This is a genomic window from Belliella filtrata, from assembly GCF_022549775.1.
Taxonomy (GTDB): domain Bacteria; phylum Bacteroidota; class Bacteroidia; order Cytophagales; family Cyclobacteriaceae; genus Belliella; species Belliella filtrata.
This window is the reverse complement of the sequence record NZ_JAKZGP010000028.1, coordinates 13930-38095: the sequence shown is the minus strand read 5'-3', so window position 1 is coordinate 38095 and position 24166 is coordinate 13930. Positions and strand designations below refer to the sequence as shown.

Sequence of the window (24166 nt, the reverse complement as noted above, 5' to 3'; positions counted from 1 at the left end):
ACGCTTTCATATCCTTGGAATTTGCAATTCCAATTAGAAATAATAGACTCTACGTATTGAAGATATTTAAGGTGTAGTTACAAACTACACCCAGAGGTTCGTGGTTACAAACTACACCTAGATGTTAGTTGTTGATTTTATAATTTTTCACCTAACAGCTCATTTACCAATTCCTCATGCTCTTCAATCCACCTGTCGTACATGCCTCCTGTGCCAGGGCCATTGAAGCCAGTGTGTATATGGCGAACTTTACCTTGACGGTCTAGGTAGATCAAAGTAGGGAAAGCTACTACGCTACTAAGAGCAGGTAAAGCTTCGGCAGCTTTTGCTTTGTTACTCTCTCCAGCGATCAGGAACGGGTATTTTACCCCTAGCTTTTCTGCGGCGTTTTTCACCCTCTTACTAGCATAGTCAAAATCAGGCTTGCTCTCAAAAGCCAAGCCAACGATCTCAACACCACGACCCTTGTTTTGCTCATACCATGGTGCTAGATATTTGGTCTCATCCATACAGTTGGGACACCAAGTTCCAAACAGCTGTACCAAGACAACCTTTTTTTGAAACCTATCATCACTCAAGCTGACTGGAATTCCATCAGTATCTGGGAAAGTGAAGTCAAGCGTTTCATACCCCTCTTTCAAAAATGTCAAGCTACCTGCATCTGGCAACTCAAAATGCTCATCCCTTACCGCTATAAAAGTTTCTTTATACCGTGGGCCACTTCTAAATCTTCCTTGAATAGATCCATCCTCCAGCGCTTGACCATGAAAGAAAAATAGGTGACTCCCGTCAAATGCACTTAAGTAGAATTGATTTCCATCAACATTGCCTTCTAGAAAGCGATAATCTCCCAAAGCTGTCAAAAATGTCCCCGTGATCAGATTGCCCTCTTGTTTGAAGATGCCTATAGCATTATAGGTTTTTCCATCTTTGTCTTGAAATACTGTTTTCCATTTTCCTGAGAAATTTGATTCCGCAGCTTTATTTGTCGGAAATCTTTGAGCCTCATTTTTTGAAGCATGAAATGGTAAAACATAGTCAACGCTGTAATTTCTGACATATTTCCCCACTAATTCCCCACCTTTCTGAATTTGGGCGTGTATCGTAGCATCAAATACACCCATTGGAATATGGATGGAGTCTTTTTGGACAGTTATGTCTTGAATTTCTAATTTTTCAACTCCATTTATGAGAAATGCGCTCCACTTTTCCCCACTTTGATAGATCTCGAGACCGAAGGGTAATATGTCTTCACTCAAATCAATTTCCGCTCTCCATTTACCTTCCAGATCATAAGTGTCTTCTTTTTCATTCTGACAAGAAATAAGGAGAATTAAGCTAAATAGGGTGATTATTGGATTGAATTTCATAAGGTTTTTTTTGTTTTCTGGTCAAATGTAAGTATAAAAACATATTATCCCACTTATACGATAGGGATAATGTTTTGAGGACTGTTATTCAAACTTTATCAAAATTTAGGGATGATTTTACTCAGATTCTTTCTTTGGTGGGATTTTTCCCCACTTTTGTATCTCCATTCACGCCCTATTTGATTTATTCTTTTTTGTCAATAGGATTTTTGTACCTGAAATCTAGCTAAAACGCCCTTTTTCTAGTTTCTTTTGGCTTGTATGCTTAGTGCGCAAGCTGTTGAAGGTCAGTATTTAATTGGGATAATTTTATTGCAATGTGTTGTTAAAATTCAAACTTTTAGATACTTTTAATAAAATGTGTAGAAATGTGGAGAAAAGTGTATTGAAGTGGTGGATTGTGTGGAAGCTTTTCTTACTTTTGTATTTGAAGTAAACTCAATTGTATCTCATGAGAATGTTCAACACTAGGCACGAATGCAAAGTAGACGCCAAAGGTCGTCTGGCATTGCCCGCTAAACTCAAGGCGGCAATACCAGAGGTCAATGGTAGTTCTCTTTATTTGCGTTTTGGTGATGATGGTTGTTTGGCATTGTACCCTGAGCAAGAGTTTAAGAAATTATACAATAAAATCAATGGGCTTTCGGACAGAGACCCTATCCACAGAAGGATCAAGAGGAGTTTTTTTGACAGCTTGGTCGATGTGGAGCTTGATAGTGCAGGTAGGTTTTTGATTCCAAAGAATTTCCTGACTTATGCAGGAATTGACAAGGAAGCTTATGTGAACGGTGTCGGATCTTACATAGAAATATGGAGTCCGGAAAAATATAATAAAGACGTGATATTGGATCATGCAGAACTTACTGCATTGATGGATCAAAACATATCTTAGATTACCATGAAAGATCAAGCGTACCATATTCCCGTGATGCTCCAAGAATGCATTACCGGATTGTCTATCAATCCGAAGGGTATTTATGTGGATTTGACTTTTGGCGGAGGAGGACATTCCAAAGAGATTTTGAAACATTTGGACGGGGGACATCTTTATGGATTTGATCAAGATGAAGATGCAGAAGCAAATATTCCAGATAGTGAGAATTTCACTTTTGTCTCAGCAAATTTTAGAGACCTCAAGAGATACCTTAGACTTCATGGAGTCAAACAGGTAGATGGTATTTTGGCTGATTTGGGCATATCATCTCATCAGATAGATGAACCGACAAGAGGTTTTTCTACACGTTTTGATGGAGATTTGGACATGAGAATGAGCGATGCCATGACATTGACAGCCAGAGACGTTTTAAATACTTATGAGGAAGCCAAGCTCCATAAGCTATTCGGCATCTATGGAGAGATCAAAAATGCCAAAACCTTGGCTCAAGCCGTGGTGGCCTACAGGGCTACAGAGCCATTTGCTACCATTGCTCAATTCAAGGCAATGCTGAACAAATTTGCTCCTAGAGGTAAAGAGTTCAAGTACTTCGCTCAAGTCTTCCAAGCTTTGAGGATTGAAGTTAATGATGAGCTAGGGTCTTTAGAAGAAATGCTTCTACAGACTGTGGATGTGCTCAAGCCTGAGGGTAGATTGGTAGTGATGAGTTATCATTCTTTAGAAGATAGACTGGTAAAGAATTTTATTACTAAAGGCAAGTTTCAAGGTGAGGTCGAAAAAGATTTCTATGGAAATTTGATCAGGCCTCTCGAGCCGGTTACCCGCAAAGCTGTGACAGCTTCACCGGAAGAATTATTGATCAATAACCGGTCTAGGAGTGCAAAGTTGAGAATAGCTAAAAAGAATTAGATCATGAGTCAGAATACATTTAAAAAAAAGCTTAAGAAAGGTTCTACACCCAAAGCGGCTAAGAAAAGTATTTTCACCTTAATCGAAGAAAAGCTAAACGTGACGGGCTTATTAGGGGAAGGGATTCCAGTAAAGTTTGGACCTCCTTTTTTCTTTGCAGCTTTTCTTGCAATGATTTATATCTGGAGCAATCACCGCGCTGACAATATGATTCGAAAGATTGAGCGCATGCAGCAGGAAGTGGAGGATTTACGAGCAGATGTGACGACGCTAGAAGCTGAATATATGCTTAGTAGTAAGCAGTCCGAAGTGGCCAAAAAAATCCAACCACTTGGAATATACGAAATAGATGAACCGCCGATAAAAATTAAATATAAAAAGTGAATATCAAACAATCCATAGTACTGAGAGTAAGAGTTGCCTTTATAGTGGTAACCTTATTTGCTGGGCTGATCTTTTATAGGATCGCCCATTTGCAGTTTGTGGAGGGTGAGAAATGGCAGGCAAAATCTGAGAGCTTGAATTTTCAGTACAGGCAAGTGAGTGCTACTCGAGGAAATATCTATGCAGCAGATGGAAGTTTGCTTGCGACCAGCTTGCCGTTTTATAGGGTAGTGATGGATCCAATTGTTGCCAAAGGAGATGTTTTTGACAGGGGAATTGATTCTTTGTCTGTTTTGCTTTCGGGGTATTTCAAAGACAAGTCTGCCGATGCTTACAAAAGATCCATTAAAGATGCTCGTGTCAGCGGAAAGCGCTATTTGATCCTCAATAGAAAACAAATCGGCTATCAAGAAATGCAGGCCATGAGTCAGTGGCCGATTTTCCGAAATGGCCGACTGGGTGGAGGTGTGATTTTCGAAAAAGTAGAAAAGAGATACAGGCCTTTCAATAATCTCGCTTCCCGTACCGTAGGCTTTCTCAATGAGGATAATTACGGCGTGGGTGTGGAATACAGCTTCAATGAATATCTAGAAGGGAAAAATGGGAAAGCCTTGTTTCAACGAATCGCTGGAGGCAGCTGGAAGCCTGTATTTGATGCTGAAGATGTGAAACCTGACGATGGTTTTGATATCTATACCACATTGGATGTTAATATCCAGGATGTTGCAGAGTCAGCCCTCCTTCGTCAGTTGATTGCAAAGGATGCTGCGTATGGATCTGTTATTGTCATGGAAGTAGCTACTGGAAAAATCAAAGCGATTGCCAATTTACAAAAGAATAAATCAGGTATTGGCTATGCAGAGAACTACAACTTTGCTGTAGGTGATCAAGGTCTCACCGAGCCAGGGTCCACTTTCAAATTGCTATCCATGATGGCTTTGCTTGAGGAAGGAAAGATCAACTTGAATGATAAAATTGATACTGGAGATGGTACTTATAAGTTCTTTGATCGTACGATGCGAGATGCAAAGCAAGGTGGGTATGGAGAGGTTACGATCAAAGAGGCTTTTGAAAAGAGCTCCAATGTAGCCATATCAAGGCTGGTTAATGAGCATTTTGGACATCAACCAAAGAAATTTGTGAGCTACATAGAGAAAGCTGGGATTCATCAGCCCGTTGATTTTCAATTGAGAGGTGAAGGCGCACCTTACTTCAAAGTTCCTGGTGAAAGAAACTGGTATGGTACTACTCTGCCGTGGATGTCTATTGGGTATGAGGCTAAGCTAACGCCACTTCATACTTTGATGCTATACAATGCTGTAGCAAATGGTGGCAAGTTGGTAAAGCCGATGATTGTTGAGGGGATTGCCAAAGGGAATAATTTTGAAAAAAGATTTGACACTGAAGTGCTCAAAAAAAGTATAGCATCTGATCAGACGATCAAGCAGTTGCAATCCTTACTCGAAGGGGTAGTTGCAAATGGGACAGCTAAGAATGTTCACAACAAAGATTACAAAATAGCAGGAAAGACAGGAACTGCACAAAAGTTGATAGATGGACGCTATACGCAACGATACTATACCTCGTTTGCAGGGTATTTTCCAGCTGACAATCCAAAGTATTCGGCTATAGTCGTGATTGATAGCCCGAAAGGATTCAACGCATACGGGGGGGATGTTTCAGCTCCAGTATTCAAAGAAATAGCAGACAAACTTTACGCACAGGATTTGAAAATCAATGTCAAGTCCAACCCGAAAGTTCAATATGCTTCACTTAAGCAAGATGAATTTCCTTTTATTCAAGCAGGAAAAGTTGATGAACTTCAGATGCTCTGCAACCGATTCGGGATTTCCAATCATTACAAAAATGAAGGAGGTGAAAGCTGGGTCAAATCTACTGTAAACAACAAAGCGATACAGTGGAAAGCAAATAAAGTTGAAGCTCCGACAGTTCCAGATGTAAATGGGCTTTCGCTTCGTGATGCCTTATATGTATTAGAAAATAAAGGTTTACGAGTAGTCTACCACGGAAAAGGAAGGGTCAAAGCCCAGTCCATAAACCCTGGTGCAGCAATCAGTCAGAACAGTGTAATTAGCCTAGTATTAGGATAAATGAAAGACCTTAAAGACATATTATACAGAGTATCATTGACAGCTACCATAGGAAACATGGATAAGAAGGTCAATGGGCTTGCTTTTGACAGTAGAAAAGTGTCAAAAAGTGATGTCTTTGTAGCAGTGAAAGGAACACAGGTAGATGGTCACGACTTTATCGGTAAAGCCATATTGCAGGGAGCTACAGTGATCATCTGTGAGACCCTACCTACTGAAGTTTTGGATCATATTACTTATGCCACTGTAAGCCATGCCACAAAAGCACTCGGCATCATGGCTTCAAACTATTATGAAAGCCCTTCTTCAAAACTGAAGATAGTAGCTGTCACAGGTACAAATGGCAAAACGACAACAGCCACCCTTCTATATCAATTGTATATGGAAATGGGCTACCAAGTTGGATTGATTTCTACAGTAGAAAATAGAATTAATGAGCAAGTTATTGCCTCAACACATACTACGCCCGATGCTCTAAGTCTTCAGGAACTTATCCAAAAGATGGTAGAAGCAGGTTGTACACATTGCTTTATGGAAGCGAGCTCACATGCAATTGTGCAAGAGAGGCTTTCTGGGTTGAAGTTAATGGGTGCGGTATTTACCAATATTACCCATGACCACTTGGATTATCATGGCACTTTTGATGAGTATATCAAAGCAAAGAAAATGCTTTTCGATAGACTTCCAAAAGATGCTTTTGCACTTACCAATGCAGATGATAAGAGAGGTATGGTAATGCTTCAGAACACACAAGCGACCAAACAAACCTTTGGCTTACGTTTTCCAGCTGATTTCAAGGCAAAAATCTTGACAAATTCGATAGAAGGATTGGAATTGGATATTGATGGTAAGCAAGTTTGGTTTAGAATGATAGGTGAGTTCAATGCTTACAATATTTTAGCTGTTTTTGGTACAGCAGTTTTGTTGGGAGAAGAAGAGGAGGAGGTCTTGATGCAATTATCAAAAGTCCCTGGAGCCCAAGGTCGATTTGATAAAATCACCATAGCTGGAGTGACAGCCATAGTAGATTACGCACATACTCCTGACGCCTTGGAAAATGTACTCAAAACTATCCAAGGTGTAAGAACGGGCGGGGAGCAGGTCATCACAGTAGTAGGATGTGGGGGTAATAGAGATAAGACCAAGCGTCCGATCATGGCCAAGATAGCGACTAACTTGAGTGACAAAGTGGTGCTTACATCTGATAATCCTCGTGATGAAGAACCTATGGCTATCTTAAGAGAAATGGAAGCTGGTGTCAATCCTGTTGATTTCAAAAGAACGATGGTGATCGAAGATAGAAGAGAGGCTATCAAAACAGCTTGTGTACTAGCCAAGCCAAGTGATATAATCCTCATAGCAGGTAAAGGTCACGAGACGTATCAGGAGATCAAAGGTATGAAGCATGCCTTTGATGATCGAAAAATAGTGAAAGAATTATTAAACCTTATCCATAATAGCTAAGCGATGTTATACTCATTATTTGAATATTTTGACAAAGTGTTGGATATCCCTGGGACAGGTGTGTTTCGCTATATCTCTTTCAGAGCAGGTATGGCAGCCTTGGTGTCTCTAGTGATCACCATTACCTTTGGGCAAAATATCATTGCATGGATTCGCAACAAGCAGATTGGGGAGACGGTAAGGGATTTGGGGTTGGAAGGACAAAATGAGAAAAAGGGCACACCAACTATGGGTGGGCTTATGATCATGGCTGGTATCATTATCCCAACTTTGCTTTTTGCAAACATCAATAACATATACATTATCTTATTGCTAATCACCACACTTTGGCTTGGAGGGATTGGTTTTCTGGATGATTATATCAAAGTATTCAGAAAGAACAAAGATGGACTTGCAGGCAAGTTTAAGATTGTAGGACAGATTGTAATTGGTGTCGTAGTAGGTGCTACGCTTTATTTCCATGATGATGTGGTGGTGAGAGAATTTACTAATCCTGTGTCCATTGAGGAAGGAATAGTAGAAACTCCTGCATACAGGGATGTGAAGACAATGAAGACAACCATTCCTTTCATGAAAAACAATGAACTTAATTACGAGCGAGTGTTTGGATTCATGGGGGATGTTGCTACTCCTGTTTTCTACATTTTGATTGTAATATTCATCGTGACAGCAGTCTCCAATGGTGCTAATATCACAGATGGGATTGATGGGCTAGCTGCAGGTACTTCGGCGATTATAGGTTTGACCATAGCCATTTTCGCATACATTTCTGGTAATGCCATATTCTCCCAATACCTCAATGTTTTCTTCATCCCAAATTCTGCGGAACTGGTGATTTTCTGTGCTGCATTTGTAGGAGCCTGTGTTGGCTTCTTGTGGTACAATGCTTACCCTGCGCAAGTGTTTATGGGAGATACAGGTAGCTTGATGTTGGGTGGTGTGATTGCTGTCTTGTCTTTGACATTGCGCAAGGAGCTTTTGATTCCTGTTCTTTGTGGGATTTTCGTCATTGAAAATGCATCTGTGATCATTCAAGTTTCATATTTCAAATACACTAAGAAGAAATATGGCGAAGGAAGAAGAATATTCTTAATGTCACCTTTACATCATCATTATCAGAAAAAGAATATCCATGAGGCAAAGATTGTCACAAGGTTTTGGATCATAGGAATTTTATTAGCAATCATCACATTGGCAACATTGAAGTTGAGATAGAAATGAGTAAGAAGATAGTCATATTAGGCGCAGGTGAAAGTGGATTGGGGGCAGCATTGCTCGCCAAGAAGCATGGTTATGCCGTTTGGGTATCAGATATGGGCCAGATCAATGAGCAAAGAAAATCGCTATTGCAAGAAGCTGATATTCCATTTGAGGAGGGAAAGCATACAGCAGAAGAGGTGCTTTTAGCCGATGAGATCATCAAAAGCCCTGGAATTCCAACAAATGTCACTTTGGTGAAAGATGCGATAGCTAAAGGAATTCCTGTGATAGATGAGTTGGAGTTTGCTTCAAGATTTTCCAAAGGAAAAATAGTAGCTATCACTGGGACCAATGGTAAAACCACCACCACCTTATTGACCTATCATTTGTTTAAAAAGGCAGGTTTAAATGTTGGGTTAGCAGGGAATGTTGGACAAAGCTGGGCTGGACAATTGATAGAAGGTGATAAAGATTGGTGGATCATTGAGGTCAGTAGTTTTCAAATTGACGGATTTGTGTCCTTTAAACCAGACATAGCGGTGTTGACAAATGTCACTCCGGATCACCTGGATAGGTATGAGTACAAGCTGCAAAACTATATCGCTTCAAAGGTATCCTTGTTCAAGAATATGGATGGTGAAGATTTAGCGATTATCAATGCTGATGATACTAATATTAGCTTAGGTATAGAGAAAAGTCCAATTGCAGCACGTATGGCATTATTTTCTTTAGAGGGGGAACAGCCAGTCGGAGGATTTTATGATATGGAATTCATTAGTGTGAAACTTCCGAGTTTGTCAGAAGCGGTCTTGATTGATGCGGCAAATGTAAGCCTTCAAGGGAGGCATAATATGCAAAACTCCATGTGTGCTATAATAGCTGCACTTGAAGCAGGGATTAATGTCAAAGTGATTGTAAATGGCTTAGGAGATTTTCAGAATGCACCTCACAGAATGGAGTGGGTTACTGACATTGATCACATTGCTTTTATCAATGATAGCAAGGGAACCAACGTGGACGCTACCATTTATGCATTAGAAAGTTTTGGTCAAGGTTTAATCTGGATAGCAGGAGGTGTAGACAAAGGGAATGATTATTCGCTGCTTGATGGAGTTGTGAAAAAGAACGTCAAGGCACTTATTTGTCTAGGCAAGGATAACGAAAAATTGAAAATAGCATTTGCTGGTAAGATAGCTGAAATAAGGGAGACCCAAGAAATTGCGCAAGCAGTTTCGTGGGGATTAGAGTTGGGAAAAGCGGGAGATGTGGTGTTGTTATCTCCAGCCTGTGCAAGTTTTGACCTTTTCAGAAATTATGAAGATCGTGGTGAGCAGTTCAAAGCGGCTGTTCAGCAATTGAAGCAATTAAAAGTGAGCTAAGATGAATAAGGCGAAGGAATTTATAGACCAACATCTCAAAGGAGACCCAATCATTTGGGCTATCGTGATTCTGCTGTCTATCATCAGTATTCTGGTGGTATATTCTGCCACTGGTACACTAGCATATAAATATAAAGGTGGAAACACGGAGACCTACATTATCAAGCATGCGATGTTGGTGTTTATAAGCTTAGCTGTGATGTGGGCAGTGCATAAGATTCCCTACAAGACTTTTGGTTTTATTGGTAGATTCTTGTTGTTGATTTCTGTTCCATTATTGATTTTCACTTATTTCTTTGGTTCCAATATCAATGAAGCGAATAGATGGCTTACTATTCCACTTATAGATCAAGCTTTCCAGCCTTCAGATTTGGCTAAGCTGGCATTGATCGCGACACTGGCTAGCTTCTTGGCAAGAAAGCAGCGTAACATTCGTGATTTCAAGAGCACATTCGTGCCTGTAATGATAGCTGTGGGGATTATCTGTGGTCTGATTGGAATGGCAAACATGTCGACCGCTGTATTGCTTTTGACAACTTGTCTTTTGTTGATGTTCATTGGAAGAGTTCCTTTAAGGTACACGTTTGTGATTGTATTAGTCGGGGTGATGGCATTGACTGCGGCTGTATTCTTTGGGCAGCGTGGAGGGACATTCGTTTCAAGGATTGAGAATTTCGTCTCTGGTGAAGATATTCCATATCAGGCAGAACAGTCTTTTATAGCCATTTCTACTGGAGGAATCACTGGTAAAGGCCCAGGGAACTCGGAGCAAAGAAATTCTTTACCGCACCCTTATTCTGATTTCATATTTGCGATCATCATTGAGGAATATGGCATAGTGGGAGGGGCTTCGGTATTGTTGTTGTATTTAGCATTGTTATATAGAGGCATGAGGATCGTAGCATCTTCCACCAAACCTTTTGGAGGTTTACTTTCAGCAGGGCTAAGCTTTGCTTTGGTTCTTCAAGCTATGGTAAATATGGCAGTAGCCGTAGGTCTTGGACCTATTACTGGATTGCCACTTCCATTGCTAAGTATGGGAGGTACCTCATTGATATTTACGGGGTTTTCTCTAGGGATCATTCTGAGTGTCAGTCGAGGGGATCATGAAGATGCAGAGGAGCCAATCGTGGAGACCTCAAATAGAGCAAGAAGATCATTGCAAACAGTATAAATAGAAATATTATCAAAAAGGAAAGGACATATAGAATCATGATTAGCGGAGGTGGTACTGGTGGGCATATCTACCCAGCCATAGCCATAGCCAATGCTTGGAAAGAAAGATTTCCAGGGTCAGAGTTTCTATTTGTCGGTGCGGAAGGGAAGATGGAAATGCAGAAAGTTCCTGAAGCAGGATACCCTATTACAGGATTGAAAGTGGCAGGTCTTCAGAGAAGCTTGAGTTTGTCAAATTTGAGTTTTCCATTCAAATTGATGTCTAGCTTGAGTAAAGCAAAATCTCTAGTGAAGTCTTTCCAGCCTGATGTAGCTATAGGTGTAGGAGGATATGCAAGTGGGCCAGTCTTATTTGCTGCCCAAAATGCAGGGATTCCGACATTGCTTCAAGAGCAAAATTCCTATGCGGGTTTGACCAATAAGCTACTTTCAAAGAGAGCCAAAAAAATATGTGTTGCCTATCCTGGGATGGGGCAATTTTTTCCTTCAGAACGAATCATTTACACGGGAAATCCTGTGAGAAAAGATATCATGGAACTGGAAGGGAAACGAGAACTAGCTATAGCTCATTTTGGTCTTGATAGCAACAAATTGACCTTGCTGGTTCTGGGAGGTAGCTTAGGTGCACGTACGATCAATAGAGCTGTATTGGCAGAAATGAAAGCATTTGAAGCGGCAGGATATCAGCTCTTGTGGCAATGTGGGAAGTTTTACTTCTTAGAAATGTCAAAAAGTGTATTAGAATCAGGACTGAAGCATGTACATGTCAGAGAGTTTATCAAAGAAATGGATCTTGCTTATGCTGTCGCAGATGTTGTGGTATCAAGAGCAGGAGCTCTTTCGGTGTCCGAGCTTAGCTTAGTAGGTAAGCCAGTGATATTCATTCCGTCACCCAACGTGGCAGAGGATCATCAGACCAAAAATGCAGTAGCTTACGTGTCTCAGCATGCAGCAGTGCTTTTGAAGGATGCCGAAGCAATTGGGAATTTGAAAAATGCAGTAGACGATATTGTCAATGATGATGCGAGAGCGGAAGAATTGGCTACAAACATTAAAAAATTAGCAAAACCAGACGCAGCCAAAGCGATAGTGGACACAATAGCAACATTGATCTCATGAATTTGAAAAACTTACATAGCGTACATTTCTTAGGTATCGGTGGTATCGGAATGAGTGCCTTAGCAAGGTATTTCAATCACATGGGAATGCAAGTGTCTGGATATGATAAAACTCCTTCTCCACTTACCAAAAAGTTGGAAGAGGAAGGGATGAATATCAGTTATGTAGATGATTTGGAGCACGTGCCAAGTGCAGTTAGCGCTCAAAAAGATAATGCCATGATCGTATGGACCCCTGCGATGCCAAAGGATTCGGTTCAGCTCAATTTCTTCAAAAATGAAGGTTTTGAACTGCAAAAGCGTGCAGCATTACTTGGGATGATTACTTCTAGTATGCCCGCTATCGCGGTAGCTGGTACGCATGGCAAAACTACGACGTCGTCGATGGTTGCTCACCTTCTCAAGCAGGGCAATGTAAATGTAGCGGCATTCTTAGGTGGAATTACTCAAAACTACCAAAGCAACCTTTTGCTCCAAGATGATCAAGAAAGTGACTCTTGGGTGGTTGTGGAAGCGGATGAGTTTGACAGGTCTTTTCTTCATCTGCATCCAAATGTAGCAGTGTTGACAAGTGTAGATCCAGATCATTTGGATATTTATGGAAATGGTGAGGTGATGTTAAAGGGATTTCATGCTTTTTTGAAGCTGATTTCTTCTGGTGGCAAGCTTTACATACATACCAAAGCTTTCCAAAAGCTTGGCGATTTAGATTTGAAAAAAGTAAATGTGACTCCTTATGGAATTGGTGCTGGTGAAGTAAAAGCGGTTCAGGTAGAAGCATTGCCAGGGCTTTTCAAATTTGATTTTGTCAATGGTGAAAAGCAAATCACTGGCTTAGAACTTCATATGCCAGGCTTCCATAATGTAGAAAATGCCCTTCCTGCCATTGCAATAGGGTTGGATTTGGGCTTGAGTGAGGATCAAATTCGAAATGGATTAGCTTCCTTCAAAGGTGTGAAAAGGAGGTTTGAAATTCACCTTCAAGAGGAAGGAAGGGTTTATATCGATGATTATGCACATCATCCAGAGGAGATCGCTGCATTTCTAAATTCAGTGAAAGCCATGTACCCTGATAGGAAGTTGACGGCGGTATTTCAGCCACATCTTTTTTCCAGAACCAGGGATTTTGCAACTGGATTTTCCGAAAGCCTTTCATTGGCTGATGAGGTAGTGCTTTTGGATATTTATCCAGCCAGAGAGTTACCTATAGAAGGTGTTACTTCCGAAATGCTTCTTCCAGAGATCAAGTCTAGTAAAAAGACTTTGCAGCCGAAGGAAGAAGTGATCAATTACCTGAAAGAGAATTCACCTGAAGTACTCGTGACTATAGGTGCAGGAGACATAGACAGGTTAGTAGAACCGATCACAAAATGGATGCAAGATGAAAGCTAAACTTAGAAAAACATTGGTATTCAGTGTCCTAGTATTGGTGCTCTTAGGATTTATAGGTTTTGTCGAAAAACAAAGTGCAGACAAACGTGTGAATAGCATTCATGTCAAAGTCAATCCTATTGCTGATGTCTACTTTGTAGAGGAAAAGGACTTGTTGTCAAGATTGCAGACAGAATTCCCCATGTTGAACACCGGAATTCTAATCAATCAAGTAAACTTGGATCAAATGGAGGAAAAGGTGTCAAATCACCCATTTGTTAAGAATGCAGAGGTCTTCAGTGACTTGAAAGGTAATATTCTGGTCGAAATAGACCAACATAAACCTATGGCGAGGATAGTAAGACCAATGGCCGCAGATGGATACATTTCTACAGAAGGTGTCATTTTGCCTACTTCTCCTAAGTATACCACTAGGGTATTGACTTTGGAAGGAAACTATGCGGAAAGGCTGTTGTTAGAAGAGCGATTGGGTGAAGAGCATGATGGCTTGATGAATTTGATCGAATTTATAGAAGGAGATGAGTTTTGGAGAGCGCAGATCACAGGTCTTGAAATCAACAGGAAAAATGACATTCGAATGTATCAGCAAGTAGGAAAGCAAGTTATTGAGTTTGGCGCTGCTGAGCATATCGAAGAAAAGTTTAAGAAAATATCACTCTTCTATGAAGAAATCCTTCCTACCAAAGGTTGGAATACTTACAGTAGAGTAAATGTAAAATACAAGGATCAAATCATTTGTGAATAATATAACGGCTATGGAAAATGAACAATTAATCGTAGGTCTGGACATTGGGACAACCAAAATCTGTGCGATCATCGGTCGCAAGAATGAGTTTGGAAAACTTGAGGTTCTAGGTATGGGCAAATCTGTCTCTGATGGAGTGATCAGAGGTATTGTGACCAACATTGATAAAACTGTCAACGCCATTCAAAAAGCTGTACAAGATGCTTCTGATATGGCTGAAGTTGACATCGGAGAGGTGCTCGTGGGGATAGCTGGTCAGCACATCAAGAGTACGGTTCACCATGGTGTCACTTTTCGCCGTCAAAACGAAGACGAGATTACGATAGAAGATGTGAGAAGGCTATCAAATGATATGGAGAATATCGTTGTGCCTCCAGGGAATTCGATCATCCATGTGATGCCGCAAGATTATACAGTCGATTATGAGGATGGTATCAAAGATCCTGTTGGAATGTCAGGTTCCAGGCTTGAGGCTGATTTTCATATCATTACTGCACAGTCCACAGCGATCAACAACATCAACAGGTGTGTGAAAAGAGCCAATTTAATTTCAAAAGATTTGATTTTGGAGCCTTTGGCAAGTTCATTGTCTGTGTTAAGTGATATTGATAAAGAGGCAGGAGTTTGTCTAGTGGACATTGGTGGGGGTACTACTGATATTGCTATTTTCTATGATAATATCATCAGACATACTGCAGTGATTCCACTTGGAGGAAACATCATCACCACAGATATCAAAGAAGGCTGTATGGTGCTTCACCACCAAGCAGAATTATTGAAAACGAAATTTGGAAGAGCCATAGCCGAAGAAGCCAATCCAAATGAAATCGTTTCTATTCCAGGATTGAGAAACAGACCGCCAAAGGAAATATCTATTAAAAACCTAGCTGCGATCATTCAGGCACGTATGGAGGAGATTATTGAATATGTTCAAAATGAATTGGTAGCTAGTGGTCACTACAAGAAGTTGGCCGGAGGGATTGTTTTGACGGGTGGTGGATCACAGCTACAAGGAGTAGCGCAGCTGTTTGAGTACATGACCGGTCTGGATACTAGAATAGGATATCCAAATGAGCATTTGGGCAAGTGTAAAGTAGATGAAATCAAAAGTCCTATGTATGCCACTTCTGTTGGTTTGGTCCTAGCAGGTTTCAAATCTCTAGATGATAGAGAAACACAATATAAAGAAAGAACTGCCTCCTTGAAAGAATTAGAAATAAGTGTGAAGTCATCAAAGCCTGCTGGGCTTCCTGGGGAAAATATCTTCACAAATATTAGAAATAGACTCAAAGATATGATCGGTAGTGATATAGCCGACGATAGTAATTACTAGGGCTATCTAATAGTGGGGAGATAGCTTGTACTGCATTTTATTTCCCCTCCTTTTGGAAGTCCGATAAATATGAAAATTAAGTTCACCAACAAAATAAATTCAAAATGTCAGATAACATGAAAGATTACAAGTTTGATCTTCCTAAAAATCACAAATCTATCATCAAGGTGATAGGTGTAGGAGGAGGTGGTTCCAATGCTGTCAACCACATGTTCAATCAAGGTATCAAAGATGTAGAGTTTGTCGTATTCAATACGGATGCTCAAGCTTTGAAAAGTAGTCCAGTTCCAACAAGACTTCAATTGGGCGCTAGCTTGACGGAAGGACTAGGTGCAGGGGCTAATCCGGAGAGAGGTAGAAACGCCGCTTTGGAAAGCAAGGAAGAGATAAGAGAACTTTTATCAGATAATACCAAAATGGTATTTATCACTGCAGGAATGGGTGGAGGTACAGGGACAGGTGCTGCTCCTGTTATTGCAAAGATTGCAAAAGATTTGGATATACTAACTGTTGGTATCGTTACAGCTCCTTTTATGTTTGAAGGGAGAAAAAAAATGACCTCTGCACAGCTAGGTATTGAAGCATTGAGAGAAAACTGTGACACTGTCCTAGTGATCTTAAATGATAAATTAAGAGAGGTATATGGTAACCTTGCCATCAGGTCTGCATTTGCGAAAGCTGACAATGTATTGACGACCGCAGCCAAATCTATCGCCGAAATCATCACTGTTCACCAAGATGTCAATGTGGATTTCGAAGATGTGAAGACCGTAATGAAAGATGCTGGAGCAGCTGTAATGGGTTCCGCAATTGAAGAAGGAGAAGGTAGAGCAATCAAAGCAGCCGAAAAGGCCATTGCCTCACCGTTATTGAATAATGTAGATATCAAAGGAGCGCAAAAGATATTGCTTTCAATCATGTCTGGAGAAGAGGAGGAGCTTTCTATGGATGAGTTGAGCGAGATCACTGAGTACATTCAGGAGCGTGCAGGAGAAGAAGCTGAAGTTATCTTTGGCCAGGGTATTGACCTTGAGTTGGGCAAGGCTATCAGAGTTACTGTAATTGCTACGGGTTTTGAGATGGATTCCTTAAAAGGAGCAGAAAAAAGCACTCCAACTGAGTCTGAAAAAAAGATTGAAGTCACTGATCAAACTGAAGATGAGAATGTAAAAAAAGTAATCCATTTGGAGTCTGGAAAAACTTCTAAAGTAGAAGAGGAAGTACCAACTCACTTAGGACAAACTTTCACTTTCCCAATGCAGCAGCCTATGATCCCTACCAGGGCTGAAAATAACTTCAAGGAAGAACCACAACGTCAAGCTCAACCGGTTCAAAATCAACTACCTTCTGCACCACAAGTAAAAGAAGTAAAAGAAGAGGAAGAAGAAGCTCCATTTGAATTTGTTACGGCAAATGCACCTGAAGCAAACACTAAAGTTTATACTTTAGAAGATGAAGAGCCTAAAGAAAAGGCTCCAGAGCCTAAAAACCAATCAGCTAAGGATGCTGCAGCTGTAAATAATGAGTATTATGAGCAGTTGAAAGAAAAGGCGATTCAAAGGGCACATGAAAGATTCGAGAAACTAAGAAGTTTAAATTCGAATTCGCATCACCCTGAAGAGTTTAAGGATAAATTAGAGACACCTGCGTATCTTAGAAGGCAGGTTAAGCTCAATGATGTTCAGCATAGCTCAGAAAGAAGTATTTCAAGATTCAATTTGTCGGATGACAATGAGTTTTTGAAAAATAATAGGTTTTTACATGATAATGTTGATTAAGTCTAGTACTTAATCAACATTTCCGCTTGGGTTTGAAGCAATTCTATGTACAGCCTGTTGGTGAGCAGGTTATCTGACATATTCTCCTCTATCTTAGCAAATTTGAGCTTGAGGGGATGTACATGCATACCCAAATAATGGAAGATGTCGGTGAGGTGGCTCAACGCTGAGCTACCTCCACCTATTCCAGATGATAAGCCAAGCAAAGCACACTTTTTATTTTTAAAGGTATTGGGATAAGTCATCCCATCTATAAATGCCTTCAATACTCCAGGGAATGATCCGTTATATTCTGGTACGATAAATACAAACTTTTCTCCCGATCTGACCAAATTATGGAAGGTGTTATAGCTTTCATTTTTCCCATTGTTCTCATACAAAGCTGAAAATAAAAAGTCATGTGGGAGATCCCTTAGGTCCAAAATTTCTGATGCGGACCCCAAAGATGCCAAAGTTTGTTGGTATTGAATAGCTATTTTTCTGGAAATGGACTGCTCTCGATTGGTAGAAACTATTATTTTTATCATTGAAGTAGCTGTGGAATCAAATATTTTTATTTTTTGTAATTCAGCAATAGAACCCTTTACCTATTCTGAAAGTTCTTTTATGAATCAATATCTTAAACACAAATAAGCACAAAACAATAACCCTTGAAGTTTTGCTTCTCCTACCGTAGTTTGAAACTACACCTTAAATGACTTGATTTCATGAATTTTCGAACATCAATGTGGAATTGTAAATTCCAAGAATAGGAAAGCGTAGATGCAATCTACGCTTAGGGTTCAAAAATCAAAACCCTTCAAGGGTTCCTTCTCCTACAGGCTACTATTAGAATTAACTATTTATTAGGTCAGAATTATAAGCGACTAGTCATAAAGAACTCTATAATTTAGTTAGAAGATCTGAATCATTTCCGTATTTTAGTCCAAAATCACAAATTATGAGAGAAGAACCACAAGTAACTTACCCTTCCCAGATACAACATGCTATAAACCATATTCGACAGACATTCGATGAGCCAGTTTCTATCGGTATTATCTTGGGGACCGGGTTAGGTCAATTGATTGAACATATTGAAGTGATTCATGAGTTTCCTTATCATGAGATTCCTTTTTTTCCTGTTTCTACGGTAGAGAGTCATAGTGGGAAATTGGTTATTGGAAAGCTTTCAGGTAAGTATGTAATAGCCATGCAAGGAAGATTTCACTATTATGAAGGCTACTCCATGAAGGAAGTTACCTTTCCAGTGAGGGTGATGAAGCTACTCGGTGTTGAGCAGCTTTTTGTCTCAAATGCAGCTGGCGGGCTAGATCCTGAATATCAAATTGGTGGCTTGATGATTTTGAATGATCATATTGACCTTTTTCCAGAAAACCCATTGAGGGGGAAGAATTTGGATACATTTAGTGTGAGATTTCCAGATATGAGTGAGCCATATAGCACTCGCTTGATAGCAAAGGCGATAGTTATTGCTAAAAGCAACAATATCAAAATACACACAGGTGTGTATGCGGGCGTTCAAGGCCCAAACTTAGAGACCAAAGCGGAGTACAAATACCTTCGTACCATAGGGGCAGATGCTGTAGGGATGAGTACTATTCCAGAAGTTATAGTGGCAAGACACATGAACATGGAGGTATTTGCCATATCAGCCATTACAGACCTTTGTTCTCCCGGTAATGTTAAGCAGATCAGTTTACAGGAAGTACTAGCCGCGGCCGCTATAGCCGAACCGAATATATCTATGATCATAAGAGAGCTGGTTGCGGGGGAGTATTGAAGTGTATAGCGTGGCATTGCATTGTACAATGTAACAAGTACTAAACATATTGTTTAGCTAAAATGAAATAAGTTTTAGTGTAAAGACTTGAACTTCTATATTTATCATGGGTATGTGCTTAAGTCAAAATTTAAATCTAGAATCAACTAAATTAGGAAGATAAGAACTTCCAAGTTTGGTCTGCATTTAGGAAAAAGCCAATTATTTAGCACTTGCGCTATTTGATAGAAAACCTGGAAGGTCTAAACAGTCTAAAATCTAATCCAGATAGCAGGACTACAATTACCAAAACCCATGAATTACTTAGATAAAGCAAAAGCTTCGGCAACATATATTCAATCTCAAACTATTCAAGAAGCCGATACTTTGGTGATATTGGGTTCAGGGTTGGGAGGATTTGTAGAGATTTTGCAAGACTGTACTACTCTTCCATATAGCCAGATTCCATACTTCCCTGTTTCTACGGTGGAGGGACATTCTGGTGAGTTGATATTGGGAAAAGTTGGGGACAAATGGCTCTGGGTGATGAATGGAAGGTTTCATTATTATGAGGGGTATGAATTAGAAGAGACGGTTTTTCCTTTGAGGGTTTTGAGCTTAATAGGTTTGAAAAAATTAATCGTTTCCAATGCTGCAGGAGGGTTGAATCCGGCATATCGGGTTGGGGACTTTATGCTGATTACAGACCATATTGATAAATTCCCTTCCAATGCCTTGAGAGGAAAAGATTCGGAGAGCTTCGGAGTAAGGTTTCCAGACATGAGTGAACCGTATGATTTAACTTGGAGGAATCTTGCCAAGGAAAAGGCGCTTACCCTAGGAATCAATTTGAAAGAAGGTACTTACACCGGAGTGACTGGACCAAGTTTGGAAACCAAAGCAGAGATAAAATATTATAGAAAAATAGGAGGAGATGCAGTCGGGATGAGTACAGTACCAGAAGTGATAGCTGCCCGACAGATGAACATAAAAGTATTGGCGCTATCAGTGATAACCAATGAGTGTGAACCAGTTGACAATAAGGCTTTTGCACATGAAGATGTGGTAGAGGTGGCAAAAATAGCAGGGGAGAGGTTGAGGAAATTGGTGGAGTTAGTTTTTATAAGGGGAAATAAATAAACTGAAAATCAATAAGTTATACTTTTGAAGCAAAATTTTGTAACTAAATATTATGGGGGGGATAAATGTTACTTTCAATGCGAATTAAATAGAGTGCTTGATTTTTAGTTCAGCTCTGTCAATGGTTGGAAGAGATTTGTTTAATTTTATTATATTAATGATTGTGAAAAATTAATTTTAAAAAGTCAATTTTGATGACTTGCATGTTTGGTGCTTTTTGTTTTAGTTCACCAAATGCTGCGGTTGCTAACCTTATAGAAGAAGAAGCTCTTGGGACAGATTGTGTACATACTGAATATTTCATCAAACTTGTGATGGTGAAACTATCCATATTGATCTTACAATTTGTATAAAAGTAGAGCAAGCGGATTAATTTTCTTAATTTTTACCCATACCGTACTGAGTGGTACGGTATGTTTTTTATGATTTTTGAACCTAATTTTAAAATACATGAGATTTATTTTGTACACCCTTTTTGTTCTATATAGTACAGCAGTTTCTTGTCAAAATGTAGTTGTTACGTATTCTCGACAATAAAAACCTGAAAGGTCGGCTGATTTTTGGTGTTAAGGACGGTCTGCATGTACATTTTTTTCTATTTTGCTAGTTCCTAACATCTCCTTAACTTCGCTTCATAATTTCCTAAGCAAAACTCATGTCACTCCAAGTTCAGAACCTGACAAAAACCTATGCAAATCAAAAAGCCCTGGATCAAGTTTCCTTTGAAGCTGAAAAGGGGCAGGTCTTGGGTTTTTTGGGGCCTAATGGAGCAGGGAAATCCACTACCATGAAAATCGCCACAGGATTCCTTTTGCCAGATGCTGGGGATGTATTGGTCAATGGGGTCTCGGTACTCAAATTTCCCAACAAAGTGTCAAAACTTATAGGGTATTTGCCCGAACATAACCCACTTTACTTAGACATGTATGTGAGGGAGTTTTTGGGGTTTGTGGCCGGCATGTATGGCATGAAGCGTGACTTCACCAAGCAGAGGGTCGAGGAGTTGGTAGCAATGTGTGGCTTAGAAGTCGAAGTTCACAAGAAAATTGGCCAATTGTCAAAGGGCTACAGACAGCGTGTGGGACTAGCCAAAGCATTGATCCATGATCCAGAAGTAATCATCTTGGATGAACCAACAACTGGGTTAGACCCAAATCAATTGGTGGAAATCAGGGCGCTGATCAAGCAGGTTTCCCAGGATAAAACAATGATTTTGAGTACTCATGTTATGCAGGAAGTAGAAGCTATCTGTGATCAAGTGGTTATTATCAACAAAGGAAAAATAGTCGCTTCTGATAATTTGTCAAACCTGAAGTCGTTGAGCCAACAGAAGGTGCTTTTACTAGAGACAGAGGAAGATATAGAGCTTTCATGGTTCACAGACATAGGCAAAGTTTCATATCCTAATATAGCAAAGAATATTGTACTCTTACAAGTGGAAGACATTCAGTCAAGTAGAAAATCCTTATTGAATTTGATTGATCAAAAGGGACTAAACTTGGTAAGTATTCAACAAAAAGAACAGAATTTGGAAGCCATATTCCAACAACTCACACAGGACAAATAGATGCGCGCATTATATTGGAAAGAGATCAATGCTTTTTTTGGAAACCTTTCGGGCTTTCTGATTTTGGCTGTGTTCCTGATTTCATTAGGCTTGATAGTTTGGGTATTCCCGGATTCTTCCGTGTTAAACTACGGTTTTGCTGATTTGGAAACCATGTTTCTTTTTACTCCATATGTATTTACTTTTTTGATTCCAGCGATTACGATGAAGATGATCGCTGAAGAAAGACGCTCTGGAACATGGGAACTTTTGCGAACTTCTCCCTTGGGGACACTCCAGATTGTGATGGCAAAATATCTCTCTGCATTGACATTGATCATCATCGCTTTGCTGCCTACTTTGGTGTATTATTTCAGTATTGTGCAGCTTGGCGATCCCGTGGGGAATATTGATCACGCAGGCTTTTTTGGGTCTTGGATAGGGTTGCTTTTGATGGGAGCTGTTTTTGCAGCTATTGGGCTGTTTTGCAGCTCATGGACCAGTTTTCAAATGGTTGCCTTTATTGGGGGCGTGTTTTTGAGTTTCTTACTTTATTTCGGATTGACAGCTTTAGTTCAACTCCAAGTGATGAGCCATTTCGCACTTTTTCTTGAAGAGTTAAGTTTGAGTTTCCATTTTGAAAGTATGAGTAGAGGGGTAATTGTGGCTGAAAATGTAGCCTACTTTTTATCCATTATTATTTTGATGTTGGGCTTTACAATGATCGGAATTAGGAGAAAATGAAAAAGTGGATGTCCATATCGAGGCCTGTATTAGGAATAATAGTTTTGATCTTACTTGTGCAAGTGGTCTTAAGGCTGTTGGACTTTAGAATTGACCTGACTGAAGAAAAACGCTTCTCTCTTCATCCTGCAAGTGTAGAAGTTTTACAAGACCTGCCTGAGCCTTTGGAAGTTGAAATATTGCTGATGGGGGATTTGCCTGGAGGAATGAGGAGGCTTCAGCGGGCTATAGAGCAGACCGTAAGAACATTCAATGCTTACAGTAATCATAGGATTAGCTTTTATTATTTAGATCCCTTAAGTCTGCCAGCAGAGGAGAGGGATGATTATGTTGTGGGGCTGGCAGGATACGGTATTCAACCTACAAATTTGTTTGTCAATGAGGAAGGGGCGCAAAGAAGCCGCTTAATTTTCCCTGGAGTAGTGATCAAAGATTCAACTTATGAAGTAGGTACCTTACTCCTGCGAGGCGAGCGTGAAATGAATGCAGATCAGAAATTGAATTTTTCTATAGAAAATCTTGAGTTTGAATTGATCAATGCTATTCGAAAACTAGTAAGTAAACAATCTTACAGCGTAGGCATGATTATGGGGCATGGAGAGTTGGATGAGGATGATGGTTTTGGAGTAGTAGAGGCATTGGTGGAGGATTATGAAGTTTTCAAAATTCCAATTGAACAAGCCAAGCAGGTAGAAGATTTGGATCCATTCGATGTATTGATCATCTCAAGTCCGAGAGATGCTTTTCAGGAAAAAGAATTATATCTAATCGACCAATACCTCATGCGAGGTGGCAATCTCATTGTTTTACCCAATGCTTTAGCCTTAGATCTGGATCAAGCTGGTGGAGAGGGGACACTTGCCATGCCCTTAGATCATGGTCTTGATCAGCTTCTGTTCAGGTATGGAGTTCGTGTCAATAGAGACTTTATACAAGACCTAAGTTTTGGATATCACCCAGTGATGGCGGGGAATTTTGGAGATCAGGGACAGTTGATCCCATTACCTTGGCCTTTTTATGTTTCAGCAGGTAGGATGGCTAGTCACCCTATCACAAAAGGTTTAGATCAGGTAATGTTTAAGTTCACTTCTACTTTGGATACAGTTAAAGCTGATGGAGTGAAGAAAACTCCTTTAATTTTTGGGTCAGATTTCAGTAGAAAATTGGCTACACCTGTTCGTGTAGCATTTCAAGATATGGAAAATGATCCTGTGGTGGAAGATTTTTCCCTACAAAACCTCCCTCTTCTTTACCTTTTGGAAGGCAGGTTCACTTCATTGTTCAAGAATAGATTTTTGCCAGATGGCTATGATAATGCTAAATTTAAAGAGGAAGGTACTCAAGGTAGATTAATCGTCGGAGGTACGGGCAGCTTGTTTGAAAGTTCACAAGACCCTGTATCTGGAGAGCCTTTACCTATAGGGATAGACCCTTACAGTGAGTCCAATTATGCCAATAGGCTTTTGTTGCAAAACATTGTACGTTACCTGACAGAGCCCGAGGGTATTATTCGTACTCGCACCAAACAGTTCCAGATCAGGCCATTGAATAGGGTAAAGGTTCGAGAAGAAAAGGCCTTTTGGCAAGCCGTAAATGTGATTCTTCCAGTAGTGTTATTGGGGATAATTGCTTTTGTCTGGTTGACTATTAGGGGTAAGCAATACAAGAATTAATTTTCTTGGGGATTGATTTTTTTCGATGAATATCCATTAGCTTGGCTGTG

General features: G+C 40.0%; 20 protein-coding genes. 18 read left to right on the top strand and 2 right to left on the bottom strand.

Translation table 11 applies throughout. The features are described 5' to 3' along the window. Positions 1 to 137: 137 nt before the first annotated feature. Positions 138 to 1370 carry a peroxiredoxin family protein gene (locus MM239_RS11660; RefSeq protein WP_241348420.1) on the bottom strand — a complete coding sequence of 411 codons (1233 nt, stop codon included), beginning with the start codon at positions 1368 to 1370 and terminating at the stop codon, positions 138 to 140. 451 nt (positions 1371 to 1821) lie between these two features. Between MM239_RS11660 and MM239_RS11655 the strand changes: the two genes are divergently transcribed. From MM239_RS11655 to ftsZ, 13 genes are all read left to right on the top strand, one after another. Continuing rightward, positions 1822 to 2262: a division/cell wall cluster transcriptional repressor MraZ gene (locus tag MM239_RS11655; RefSeq protein ID WP_241348419.1), complete on the top strand. Its 441-nt coding sequence runs from the start codon at positions 1822 to 1824 to the stop codon at positions 2260 to 2262. Between the two features lie 6 nt (positions 2263 to 2268). Then, positions 2269 to 3174, top strand: a complete 906-nt coding sequence (gene rsmH / locus MM239_RS11650; protein WP_241348418.1) for a 16S rRNA (cytosine(1402)-N(4))-methyltransferase RsmH — start codon at positions 2269 to 2271, stop codon at positions 3172 to 3174. Positions 3175 to 3177: 3 nt separating this feature from the next. Then, positions 3178 to 3558, top strand: a complete 381-nt coding sequence (locus tag MM239_RS11645; protein ID WP_241348417.1) for an FtsL-like putative cell division protein — start codon at positions 3178 to 3180, stop codon at positions 3556 to 3558. Then, positions 3555 to 5669, top strand: coding sequence for a penicillin-binding protein (locus tag MM239_RS11640; RefSeq protein ID WP_241348416.1), 2115 nt, complete (start codon positions 3555 to 3557; stop codon positions 5667 to 5669). The genes MM239_RS11645 and MM239_RS11640 overlap by 4 nt, the downstream gene beginning before the upstream one ends. Beyond that, entirely contained in the window at positions 5670 to 7133 is a 1464-nt protein-coding gene (locus MM239_RS11635; RefSeq protein ID WP_241348415.1) for a UDP-N-acetylmuramoyl-L-alanyl-D-glutamate--2,6-diaminopimelate ligase, read from the top strand. A 3-nt stretch (positions 7134 to 7136) separates the two neighbouring features. Then, positions 7137 to 8348 carry a phospho-N-acetylmuramoyl-pentapeptide-transferase gene (gene mraY, locus MM239_RS11630; protein WP_241348414.1) on the top strand — a complete coding sequence of 404 codons (1212 nt, stop codon included), beginning with the start codon at positions 7137 to 7139 and terminating at the stop codon, positions 8346 to 8348. A gap of 2 nt (positions 8349 to 8350) precedes the next feature. Continuing rightward, positions 8351 to 9712 (top strand): UDP-N-acetylmuramoyl-L-alanine--D-glutamate ligase, encoded by a 1362-nt coding sequence (gene murD, locus MM239_RS11625; RefSeq protein WP_241348413.1) that lies wholly within the window; start codon positions 8351 to 8353, stop codon positions 9710 to 9712. Between the two features lies 1 nt (position 9713). Then, positions 9714 to 10886 carry an FtsW/RodA/SpoVE family cell cycle protein gene (locus MM239_RS11620; RefSeq protein ID WP_241348412.1) on the top strand — a complete coding sequence of 391 codons (1173 nt, stop codon included), beginning with the start codon at positions 9714 to 9716 and terminating at the stop codon, positions 10884 to 10886. A 38-nt stretch (positions 10887 to 10924) separates the two neighbouring features. Continuing rightward, positions 10925 to 12007, top strand: coding sequence for an undecaprenyldiphospho-muramoylpentapeptide beta-N-acetylglucosaminyltransferase (gene murG, locus MM239_RS11615; protein WP_241348411.1), 1083 nt, complete (start codon positions 10925 to 10927; stop codon positions 12005 to 12007). Continuing rightward, positions 12004 to 13398, top strand: coding sequence for a UDP-N-acetylmuramate--L-alanine ligase (murC, locus tag MM239_RS11610; RefSeq protein ID WP_241348410.1), 1395 nt, complete (start codon positions 12004 to 12006; stop codon positions 13396 to 13398). The genes murG and murC overlap by 4 nt, the downstream gene beginning before the upstream one ends. Further along, positions 13388 to 14143 carry a cell division protein FtsQ/DivIB gene (locus tag MM239_RS11605; RefSeq protein WP_241348409.1) on the top strand — a complete coding sequence of 252 codons (756 nt, stop codon included), beginning with the start codon at positions 13388 to 13390 and terminating at the stop codon, positions 14141 to 14143. Before murC ends, MM239_RS11605 begins: the two co-directional genes overlap by 11 nt. Before the next feature lie 10 nt (positions 14144 to 14153). Further along, complete coding sequence (gene ftsA / locus MM239_RS11600; RefSeq protein WP_241348431.1) at positions 14154 to 15476, top strand: cell division protein FtsA; 1323 nt, start codon at positions 14154 to 14156, stop codon at positions 15474 to 15476. A gap of 116 nt (positions 15477 to 15592) precedes the next feature. Further along, positions 15593 to 17254, top strand: coding sequence for a cell division protein FtsZ (ftsZ, locus tag MM239_RS11595; protein ID WP_241348408.1), 1662 nt, complete (start codon positions 15593 to 15595; stop codon positions 17252 to 17254). Between the two features lie 2 nt (positions 17255 to 17256). On the opposite strand, the gene MM239_RS11590 is transcribed toward ftsZ, so the two are convergent. Next, positions 17257 to 17781, bottom strand: coding sequence for an NADPH-dependent FMN reductase (locus MM239_RS11590; RefSeq protein ID WP_241348407.1), 525 nt, complete (start codon positions 17779 to 17781; stop codon positions 17257 to 17259). A gap of 413 nt (positions 17782 to 18194) precedes the next feature. On the opposite strand from MM239_RS11590, the gene MM239_RS11585 reads away from it, so the two are divergent. The 5 genes from MM239_RS11585 (at position 18195) to gldG (ending at position 24116) form a co-directional block, all read left to right on the top strand. Next, positions 18195 to 19034: a purine-nucleoside phosphorylase gene (locus MM239_RS11585; RefSeq protein ID WP_241348406.1), complete on the top strand. Its 840-nt coding sequence runs from the start codon at positions 18195 to 18197 to the stop codon at positions 19032 to 19034. Positions 19035 to 19328: 294 nt separating this feature from the next. Continuing rightward, on the top strand, positions 19329 to 20153 hold the full coding sequence (locus tag MM239_RS11580; protein WP_241348405.1) for a purine-nucleoside phosphorylase: 825 nt from the start codon (positions 19329 to 19331) through the stop codon (positions 20151 to 20153). Between the two features lie 655 nt (positions 20154 to 20808). Beyond that, positions 20809 to 21720: a gliding motility-associated ABC transporter ATP-binding subunit GldA gene (gene gldA, locus MM239_RS11575; protein ID WP_241348404.1), complete on the top strand. Its 912-nt coding sequence runs from the start codon at positions 20809 to 20811 to the stop codon at positions 21718 to 21720. Further along, positions 21721 to 22443 carry a gliding motility-associated ABC transporter permease subunit GldF gene (gene gldF / locus MM239_RS11570; RefSeq protein WP_241348403.1) on the top strand — a complete coding sequence of 241 codons (723 nt, stop codon included), beginning with the start codon at positions 21721 to 21723 and terminating at the stop codon, positions 22441 to 22443. It abuts the gene before it with no gap. Continuing rightward, positions 22440 to 24116 (top strand): gliding motility-associated ABC transporter substrate-binding protein GldG, encoded by a 1677-nt coding sequence (gldG, locus tag MM239_RS11565; RefSeq protein WP_241348402.1) that lies wholly within the window; start codon positions 22440 to 22442, stop codon positions 24114 to 24116. Before gldF ends, gldG begins: the two co-directional genes overlap by 4 nt. Positions 24117 to 24166: the final 50 nt, after the last annotated feature.